Raw genomic sequence first — 9,070 nt, forward strand, 5'->3', positions numbered from 1 at the left:
ACCTCGATACCCGCTGCGGTGAGTGCTCGGGTGAGCCCGGCGCCGTAGCTGGCCGTACCCTCCACCCCGATCCGCTCCACCTGCCCCAATGAGGTCAAGAATCTGATGGCCGCGGCGTACCCGGCGCGGGTGGTCGGGAATTCCCGGTCACCGATCAACGCCCCGGTTATCGAGATCGCCGCGACATGGATGGTGTCGGCGTGGGTGTCCGCGCCGGCGACGACGAGCGTGGATTCTGACAAGATGGTGGTGTCCCTTCTGACCCGGAGTTGGTGGGGCACACACCGGCAGGGCGGGCAGACAAGACATTGATGAGGAACGGCCAGGCTCCTGATTAGGTCATGTCCGTCCTGACCGGCGTGCTCACAGCACGCACCGTGCAGGCCGGACAAATCAAGTGAAGGACAACCCAGCAGGGCGTCAGTCGGACCCAGAGTCACGACCTGCGCGGTAACGCTCTTCCATTATCAATGTCGGACCCTCCTGCGAGGATGATGTTATGTCCTCGGCCACAACTTCTTTCGCTGCTGGGGCGCATCCCGGTGCGCGCCCCGCTGAACGTCTCGAGGAATTGTTCGACGAGTTGGCGGAACTGACCGGTCAGCGCAATGCCGTCGACGGACGCATCGTGGAGATCGCAGCCGAACTCGATCGAGACGAGCTTTGGGGAGCTACCGGCGCGCGGTCGGTGGCGGCTTTGGTGGCCTGGAAGACCGGCTCCTCACCGGGAAACGCTCACACGATCGCCACCGTGGCGCGCCGCCTCGAGGAGTTTCCCCGCTGCGCCCGCGGCATGCGGGAGGGGCGACTATCGCTGGATCAGATCGGCGCCGTCGCCCACCGAGCGGCCGAGGGGTCCGATGAGCACTACGCAACGCTGGCGCAATTCGCGACCGTCAGCCAGCTGCGCGCCGCGGTCAAGCTCGAGCCTCGACCCGAAGCCGATCCTCGGCCGGAGCCGCAACGATCGATCACCAAGACCGTCGACGACGAGTTCACCTGCTGGCGGATCAAATTACCGCACCTCGATGCTGCGAAGTTCGACGCCGCATTGCAGTCGCACCTCGATGCGGCGGTCGCCGACTGGAAGCGCGACCACGCCGGTGGCGATGAGGTCTCCGATCAGGCGCCGCCGTTTCCCACCACCGTCGATGCGTTCATCAGCCTTATCGAGGCCGGTTGGGATAGGGAGGTGGCCCGCCGGCCACACGGGCAGCGCACCACCGTGGTCGCCCACCTCGATGTGAATCAGCGCGTCGCCTCACTGCATCTGGGTCCGCTGCTCTCCGACGAAGAGCGCTGCTACCTAACGTGTGATGCCACCTGCGAGATCTGGTTCGAACGTGACGGCCAGGTCATCGGCTCAGGAAGGACCACCCGGACCGTCAGCCGCCGACTGCGCCGTGCGCTCGAACGCCGCGACCGCGCATGCGTGATTCCCGGCTGCGGGGCCACCAGCGGTCTGCACGCACACCACATCCAGCACTGGGAGGACGGCGGCCCCACCGAGTTGTCCAACCTCGCGCTCGTGTGCCCATACCACCATCGCTTACACCACCGGGGCACGATCACCATCACAGGACCCGCCCACCACCTCACAGTCAGCGACAGTGACGGTCAGCCACTGGGCACGGGATCACTGGCCCGCCCACCGACGAAACCCCCGCCAGCAGTCGCACCATGCCCCGGACCCACCGGCGAGCGCGCCGACTGGTGGTGGTACGAGCCGTTCCAACCGCAACCACCACCCATCGATAACTAGGCCCGACACCGGGGCTGATCATCGCGCGGCATGCCATCGAGACCTAAACGGGTTGACTCCGAGAGCAATTCGTTGGCGCTACCTGGCTGCCGATCGTGAAGTACGCGGCCGACAACGAAACTCGAATCGCCGCAGAGCGTTACCCGACAATCCCCGCTACGGTCCTACGACGCGGACGCATCGGTGTGGGAGCGTGCAACTCGTCGTGGCCGATCAAAGCGACTAGATGCCCTGCATCCCGGCACGACTCGATGACCTGCATCGCGGTAGGAAGGTAGTCGCCGGCCTCGGCGCGGTAGGCCTTGCACCCGCCCATCTTTTCGCCGGAGGCGAGCAATCGCCTCACGATGTCCGATTCTTGCGATCCCGAGGAAGCAGGCGCAGGAAGCTACTTCGCCAGGCGCCGTGCCTTGGCCGAACACCACTCTGGTGGACGCAACCCGCGCCCCTAAACCTCAGCAGCCACACCCCGTGGAATCAATCCTGTAGCGGCCGGTGCGTCACTCACGTCATCCCCCGACTCCAGGCCTGGGACGAGTGAACTCCGCAGGCACAATCGTCGATCGACGGGCACGTGCAGCGCATCCCCCACTCGATGATCTCCCGAGCCCTGGTTAATTCCGATATGCGCAGTTCGATTTCGGCTAACTTCGCCTCGGCCAGCGCTCGACTTGAGGGCCGTCCCGGAAGTTCGTCGGCGTAGAGGGTCTGGATCTCGTCCAAGGTGAAACCGGCGGACTTGCACAAGCGAATGACCTCGAGCCGAGCCAGGACGGCGTCGTCGTAGCGGCGCTGACCACCGACTCGCGCCGAAGGCGCGATGAGGCCCAACTTCTCGTAGTAGCGCAGCGTCGTCTGGGCGACTGCCGCCCGGCGGGCGATGTCCCCGATAGTCCGAGACGCTGTCGGCTTCTTCATCCGAACCTCCATCGTGCACTTGACTTGAAGTCAACTCTAAGTGCTCCACTGGTCACCATGCACACACTGCACACTCTGGACACACTGCACAGCACCAAGTACGCCCGCCTACGCTCCTATCGCGCTGACGGCAGCCCCGTCGACACGCCGATCTGGTTCCGCCTAGCCGGTTCATCGTTGGTGTTCCGCGCCAAAATCGGGCCGAAAACGCGGCGACTGACCGCGAGACCCGAGGTCGAAATCACCGCCTGCGACCGCCACGGCCGGGTATCGGAAGGCTCTCCGGCCACTCGGGGGCGGGCAAGGCTGCTGTGCGGTGACGACGCCGAGGCAGCCAACAGTGCGCTGCACAAACGGTATGGGTGGCAGTGGAACATCGTGCCGATGCTCAAGATCCCCGGTGTCACCAACGTGCACCGCCGCTTGACACTGCGCGAGAAACTCCGCCGAGTAAGCAGCAGAACATTGTGGCCGGACAGCGCGATTGTCCGAGTCGAGTTCAGCGGCGAGCCAGCGATCTAACCGGCTTGACGACGGACCAACGGCAGCGTGGCCATCGCGGCGAGCTGCACCACAATCACCACCGCGATCAGCAGCGCCACCGAGTGCGAGTACAGCAATCCGGTCAGCGCTCCGCCCGCCGCGGCAGCGGTGCCGATGACCGCCGCGTAGACGCCGTACGCTGTGGCCCGGCGGGCTGGTTCGATGAGATCAGCGACGACCGCCCGCAGTGTCGACTCCTGGATGCCGACGGCCGCTCCCCACACCAAAGCCCCAGCCACGACCGGTGCGACGTGGTCGGCGAAGGCGAGCACCGGTACGAGGGCGGCCAAGACCGGCAGCGCGCCAAGGACCCGCGCCCCGACCCGGTCGTAGGCCCAACCAGTGATCAGCGCTGCGACCGCATCGGCGGCCATGGCGGCGGCGTAGATCACCGGCACCACCGCCACCGGCACGATTCCCTGCTGCACCTGGTGGAAGGACAGCACCCCGAAGGTGGTGAATCCCACCATGGTGGCCGCGGAGAAACCCGAGTAGACCCAGAACGATCTCGGCAAAGAGCGTAGAAAGCCCTGTGCGACATCAGGCTTGGCGACCGGGTCGACAACCGGTGCGGCTGCGACTTCGTACCGGGCCGGCTCGGGCACCCGTGCGCGCAACCAGAGCAGCAGCATCACGACGGCCACGCCGGGGATGGCCAGCAGAGCCAAGCTAGGTCCGAAATCACCACCGAATGCGAACAGCATGGCCGCCACCGCGAGTGGCCCGGCGACCGCCCCGATCTGATCCATCGCCTCGTGGACGGCGAACCCTCGGCCGCGGCCGGTGACCGCGGTCGCGTAAGAGAGCAGGGTGTCCTTGGCCGGGCTGCGGACCGCCTTACCAACTCGCTCGGCGATGACCAGTGCGGCCGCCGCCCACAGCACCCCCACGACGCCGAGAAACGGCACCGTGATCACGGTGAGGAAATAGCCGGCGATGGCCCAGGTCCAGAACCGACCCGTGCGGTCGGTCAGCGGGCCCGAGACGAGCCGCAGTAGCAGAGCGGCGGCCTCTCCGACGCCGGTGACGACTCCGACGACGACGGCGGTGGCCCCCAGCGAAGCCAGTAGCGGCCCGGTGATCGAGCGGGCACCCTCGTAGACGACGTCGGCCAGCAGGCTGATCACGCCGAAGGTAGTGACGAATCGCCACGCACTCATCCCCACTGCGGGTGGGGTGTTCATCCGCCGAGGCAGCCCGGTCCCAATAACGCCTTGAGGTCACCCATCAGCGCCGAGGATGGAGTCACCCGAAGCGACTGATCCAACTCCAGCGTGGTGATTCTCTCCCCGCTGATCAGCCGCAGATGCACCTGAGCGGTGCCAGGATGACGCGCCAACACCTGCTTGAGCGCGCTGACCTTGTCGACCGTGCACTGGCGCGTCGGCAGGCTCAGCGCAACCGGGCGATTCACCTGCGCGCTCGAAAAATCTGGCACTACAAGCTCGTTCGCGATCAGCGAGATCCGGTCGTCGCGAATAGCCACCTTAGCGCCGACGAGCACGACGACATCGTCGGCGATCTCGGCGCCGAACACCGAGTAGGTCTGCGGGAAGAACAGCACCTCGATACCGCCGGTGAGATCCTCCAGCTGCGCCGAAGCCCAGGGCAACCCGTTCTTGTTGACCCGGCGGTTCACCGAGGCCAGGATTCCACCGATCCGAACCTGGCTCTCATTGGCGACGTCCCCGCCCAGGATCGCCGGGATCGCGGTGTCCCCCTGGGCGGCCAGCAGATGGGCTACCCCGTTGAGCGGGTGACCCGACACATACAGCCCCAACATTTCGCGCTCGAGCGCAAGCTTGTGCTTGTCCTCCCACTCCTCGCCGGGCACTTTGATGGTGAACACTGAATCCCCCGGGTCAGCACCGTCCCCGGCCCCGCCGAACAGGTCGAACTGGCCTATCGCCTCGGCCTTCTTGGTGCCGAGGACCGAATCCACCGCGTCGGTGTGCACCAGGAACAGCCCCTTGCGGGGGTGTCCCAGCGAGTCGAACGCTCCGGCTTTGACCAGCGACTCGGTGACCTTCTTGTTGCACGGACCAATGTCAATCTTGTGCAGATAGTCAGAGAAGTCGGTGAATTTGCCCTTCTCGGCACGCGTATTGATCAGCGATGCAACGACATTCGCGCCGACGTTGCGGACTGCGCCGAGCCCGAAGCGGATGTCCGCGCCGACCGAGGCGAAGTTCTGGGCCGACTCGTTCACGTCCGGCGGCAGCACCGTGATACCCAGTCGTCGGCAGTCGGCCAGGTAGATCGCCGCCTTGTCCTTGTCGTCTCCGACCGAGGTGAGAAGGCCGGCCATGTACTCGGCGGGATAGTTCGCCTTGAGGTAGGCCGTCCAGTAGGACACCAGGCCGTAACCGGCTGCGTGCGACTTGTTGAACGCGTAGTCGGCGAACGGCAGCACGGTGTCCCATAACGCCTTGACGGCCGCTGTCGAGAATCCGTTGGCTTTCATGCCATCGGAGAAGCCTTCGAATTCCTTCTCCAGGACCTCGCGCTTTTTCTTTCCCATGGCCTTGCGCAGAATGTCGGCTCGGGCCAGCGAGTAACCGGCCACCTTCTGCGCGATACGCATGATCTGCTCTTGGTAGACGATCAGGCCGTAGGTCTCGGAAAGGATTTCCCGCAGCGCATCTTCGAGTTCGGGGTGAATCGGTTTGATGGCCTGGCGGTTGTTCTTCCGGTCGGCGTAGTCGTTGTGGGCGTTCATGCCCATCGGGCCGGGTCGGTACAGGGCGATGACGGCGACGACGTCTTCGAACCCGGTGGGCTGCATGCGACGCAGCAAGTCACGCATCGGCCCACCGTCGAGCTGGAACACACCCAACGTGTCACCGCGGCCCAGGAGTTCGTAGGCAGCCGGATCATCGAGGGGCACCGCGTCGAGGTCGAGGTCGATCCCCCGGTTCGCCTGGATGTTTTCGAGGCAGTCGCCAATGATCGTGAGATTGCGCAGCCCGAGGAAATCCATCTTCAGCAGCCCGATGGCCTCACACGACGGATAATCCCAGCCCGTGATCACCGCACCGTCCTGCGGTCGACGCCACAGCGGAATCGCATCGATCAGCGGCTCCGAACTCATAATCACCGCGCAGGCGTGCACACCGGCATTGCGGACCAGCCCCTCCAGTCCGCGCGCCGTCTCATAGATCGTCCGCACATCAGGATCGGTGTCGATCAGGGCACGGACTTCAGCAGCCTCCTTGTACCGCTCGTGGGCGGGATCGGTGATTCCCGAGACTGAAATGTCCTTGGCCATGATCGGCGGCGGAAGAGCCTTGGTGATCCGGTCGGCGATGGCGAAGCCGGGCTGGCCGTAGTTCACCCGGGCCGAATCTTTCAGCGCTGCTTTGGTCTTGATGGTGCCGAACGTGATGACCTGGGCTACCCGGTCACTACCCCACCTGTTGGCGGCATAGCGCAGCATCTCCCCGCGGCGGCGGTCGTCGAAGTCGATGTCGATGTCGGGCATCGACACGCGCTCGGGGTTGAGGAAGCGTTCGAACAGCAACCCGTAAGGGATCGGATCGATATTCGTAATACCCATCGAGTACGCCACCAGTGAGCCGGCCGCCGACCCCCGGCCCGGGCCGACGCGGATATCCACTGAGCGCGCGTAGTTGATCAGGTCGGCGACGATCAGGAAGTAGGACGGATAGCCCTTCTCGCAGATGACCTTGATCTCGTAGTCGGCGCGATCGATGTATTCCTGCGGGACCGCGGAAGGAAACCGGCGGCTCAGCCCTGCGGTGACCTCGTGGCGCAGCCACGACTCCTGGGTGTGACCCTCGGGCACCGGGAAAATCGGCATCCGGTCATGCGGCTTCCACAGGTCGGCGTAGGACTGCACCCGCTCGGCGATCAGCAACGTCGAGTCGCAGGCTCCCGGGACCTGGTCATCCCACAGCGCGCGCATTTCTGCGGCGGACTTGAGGTAATAACCGTCGCCGTCGAACTTGAACCGATTGGGGTCGGACAGCGTCTTGCCGGTCTGCACGCACAGCAACGCCTCGTGGTTACGCGAGTGGTCGCGGGTGACGTAGTGGCAGTCGTTGGTCGCCAGTGGCGGGATCGACAGCTTCGTGCCGACCTCGAGCAGGCCCTCCCGGACCCGGCGCTCGATGTCCAGGCCGTGGTCCATCAGCTCGAGAAAAAAGTTCTCCGGGCCGAAGATCTCCCGCCACTTGGCGGCGGCTTCCAGTGCCTCGCGATCATGGCCGAGGCGCAGCCGCGTCTGTACCTCACCGGAGGGGCAGCCGGTGGTGGCGATGATGCCGTCGGCGTGCTCGGCGATCACCTCGGCGTCCATTCGGGACCACTTTCCAAGCTGGCCCTCGAACGACGCCAGCGAGGACAGCTTGAACAGGTTGCGCAGCCCGGTCGCGTTCTCCGCGATCATCGTCATATGCGTGTAGGCCCCGCTGCCCGAGACGTCGTCACCCTTCTGACCGGGGTCACCCCACAGGATGCGCTTGGTGTCGAAACGCGAGGCGGGGGCGATGTAGGCCTCCACGCCGATGATCGGCTTGATGCCCGCCTCGGTCGCTTTGTTGTAGAACTCGCTGGCCCCGAACATATTTCCGTGATCTGTCATGCCCACCGCGGGCATACCCAGGCGCTGCGCCTCGGCCAGCATCGGACTGATCTTCGCAGCGCCGTCGAGCATCGAGTACTCGGTGTGGTTATGCAGGTGAACAAAAGACCCTGAAGACCCTGAAGACCCTGAAGACCCAGGCAAAGAATCGCTCATAGGGACGCCAGTCTATGACCGGCCACCGACAGCCTGCGGCGTGTCGCGATGCGTGTCTCGCCTCGTTCGCATCAGGCCCCAGCAGCCCGAATCTCACCCGCCGTGCAGGCGCAGACCGTCCAGCGCATGCTGCAGGTCGGCAGGGTACGGACTGGTGATCTCGACGCGCCGCCCGTCGGCTGGATGCACGAACGCCAGGGATCGAGCGTGCAGCCATTGGCGTTCCAGGCCGAGTTTCCCCGCCAGCTTCGGGTCCGCACCATAGGTCAGGTCGCCACAGCATGGGTGATGCAATGCGGCGAAGTGGACCCGGATCTGGTGGGTACGCCCAGTCTCGAGTTGGACGTCGAGGAGGCTCGCAGCCGGGTGCGCTTCCAGGGTGTCGTAGTGGGTCACGCTGGCCCTGCCGCCGTCGACGACGGCGAACTTCCAGTCGTGCCCCCGGTGGCGACCGATCGGCGCGTCGATGGTTCCGCTGGACGGATCCGGATGGCCCTGGACGAGAGCGTGGTATCTCTTCTCGACGGTCCGCTGTTTGAATGCCCGTTTGAGCACGGTGTACGCCCGCTCGGACAGGGCCACCACCATCACCCCGGAGGTGCCGACATCAAGCCGGTGCACGATGCCTTGGCGCTCATGGATTCCCGATGTGCTGATCCGAAAGCCCGCCGCCGCCAACCCGCCCAGCACCGTCGGACCGTGCCAGCCGACGGTCGCGTGCGCAGCCACCCCGGGCGGCTTGTCGACCGCCACGATGTCGTCGTCGGCATAGAGGATCGACATGCCCTCGATGTCGACCGGCGTGTTCTCCACCGGGGCGGGCGCCTCCGGTAGCCGCACCTCCAGCCACGCCCCCACGACGAGCTTGTCCGACTTGCCCGCGGGGGCGCCGTCGAGCTCGACGGCGCCCTCGGCAGCGAGTGCAGCGGCTGCGGTGCGCGACAGCCCGAGCAGCCGGGCCAGCCCGGCATCGACTCGCATGCCGGCCAGTCCTTCCGGGATCGGCAAAGAACGGGTGGTCATCAGGCCCCGGACTCGGGTTCCGGCTCCCGGCCCCTCCCGACGGTGTCTGATTCGTCGTCCGGCTG

8 protein-coding genes are annotated in these 9,070 nt (G+C 65.5%); 2 read left to right on the forward strand and 6 right to left on the reverse strand.

Going from position 1 to position 9,070, the window contains the following annotated elements:
- Positions 1-242 (reverse strand): IS110 family transposase (locus tag ACPGXI_RS02890; RefSeq protein WP_526649619.1); only part of this gene is annotated, 242 nt, incomplete at its 3' end.
- A 257-nt stretch (positions 243-499) separates the two neighbouring features.
- On the opposite strand from ACPGXI_RS02890, the gene ACPGXI_RS02895 reads away from it, so the two are divergent.
- Positions 500-1,762 (forward strand): HNH endonuclease signature motif containing protein, encoded by a 1,263-nt coding sequence (locus tag ACPGXI_RS02895; RefSeq protein WP_526649621.1) that lies wholly within the window; start codon positions 500-502, stop codon positions 1,760-1,762.
- Positions 1,763-1,901: 139 nt separating this feature from the next.
- On the opposite strand, the gene ACPGXI_RS02900 is transcribed toward ACPGXI_RS02895, so the two are convergent.
- Both ACPGXI_RS02900 and ACPGXI_RS02905 read right to left on the reverse strand, forming a co-directional pair.
- Positions 1,902-2,108, reverse strand: coding sequence for a hypothetical protein (locus tag ACPGXI_RS02900; protein ID WP_526649623.1), 207 nt, complete (start codon positions 2,106-2,108; stop codon positions 1,902-1,904).
- 158 nt (positions 2,109-2,266) lie between these two features.
- Positions 2,267-2,680, reverse strand: coding sequence for a MerR family transcriptional regulator (locus ACPGXI_RS02905; RefSeq protein ID WP_526649624.1), 414 nt, complete (start codon positions 2,678-2,680; stop codon positions 2,267-2,269).
- Between the two features lie 57 nt (positions 2,681-2,737).
- On the opposite strand from ACPGXI_RS02905, the gene ACPGXI_RS02910 reads away from it, so the two are divergent.
- Complete coding sequence (locus ACPGXI_RS02910; protein ID WP_526649626.1) at positions 2,738-3,202, forward strand: PPOX class F420-dependent oxidoreductase; 465 nt, start codon at positions 2,738-2,740, stop codon at positions 3,200-3,202.
- On the opposite strand, the gene ACPGXI_RS02915 is transcribed toward ACPGXI_RS02910, so the two are convergent.
- The 3 genes from ACPGXI_RS02915 to ACPGXI_RS02925 all read right to left on the reverse strand — a co-directional run bounded on the left by ACPGXI_RS02915 (position 3,199) and on the right by ACPGXI_RS02925 (position 9,005).
- Positions 3,199-4,407, reverse strand: a complete 1,209-nt coding sequence (locus ACPGXI_RS02915) for an MFS transporter (protein WP_526649628.1) — start codon at positions 4,405-4,407, stop codon at positions 3,199-3,201. The two genes, ACPGXI_RS02910 and ACPGXI_RS02915, sit on opposite strands and share 4 nt — an antisense overlap.
- The gene (gene dnaE / locus ACPGXI_RS02920) at positions 4,404-7,982 is read right to left on the reverse strand and encodes a DNA polymerase III subunit alpha (RefSeq protein ID WP_526649630.1); all 3,579 of its coding nucleotides are present in this window, start codon (positions 7,980-7,982) and stop codon (positions 4,404-4,406) included. Before dnaE ends, ACPGXI_RS02915 begins: the two co-directional genes overlap by 4 nt.
- Positions 7,983-8,075: 93 nt before the next feature.
- Positions 8,076-9,005 (reverse strand): RluA family pseudouridine synthase, encoded by a 930-nt coding sequence (locus ACPGXI_RS02925; protein ID WP_526649799.1) that lies wholly within the window; start codon positions 9,003-9,005, stop codon positions 8,076-8,078.
- Positions 9,006-9,070 lie beyond the last annotated feature (65 nt).

The sequence above is a fragment of the Mycobacterium sp. genome (assembly GCF_049608025.1).
GTDB lineage: Bacteria > Actinomycetota > Actinomycetes > Mycobacteriales > Mycobacteriaceae > Mycobacterium.

Excerpts from the sequence above, each read along its gene's own strand:
- ACPGXI_RS02895 (WP_526649621.1), top strand. The coding sequence starts at position 500 with ATGTCCTCGGCCACAACTTCTTTCGCTGCTGGGGCGCATCCCGGTGCG.
- ACPGXI_RS02905 (WP_526649624.1), bottom strand. The coding sequence starts at position 2,680 with ATGAAGAAGCCGACAGCGTCTCGGACTATCGGGGACATCGCCCGCCGG.
- ACPGXI_RS02910 (WP_526649626.1), top strand. The coding sequence starts at position 2,738 with ATGCACACACTGCACACTCTGGACACACTGCACAGCACCAAGTACGCC.
- ACPGXI_RS02915 (WP_526649628.1), bottom strand. The coding sequence starts at position 4,407 with ATGAACACCCCACCCGCAGTGGGGATGAGTGCGTGGCGATTCGTCACT.
- dnaE (WP_526649630.1), bottom strand. The coding sequence starts at position 7,982 with ATGAGCGATTCTTTGCCTGGGTCTTCAGGGTCTTCAGGGTCTTCAGGG.
- ACPGXI_RS02925 (WP_526649799.1), bottom strand. The coding sequence starts at position 9,005 with ATGACCACCCGTTCTTTGCCGATCCCGGAAGGACTGGCCGGCATGCGA.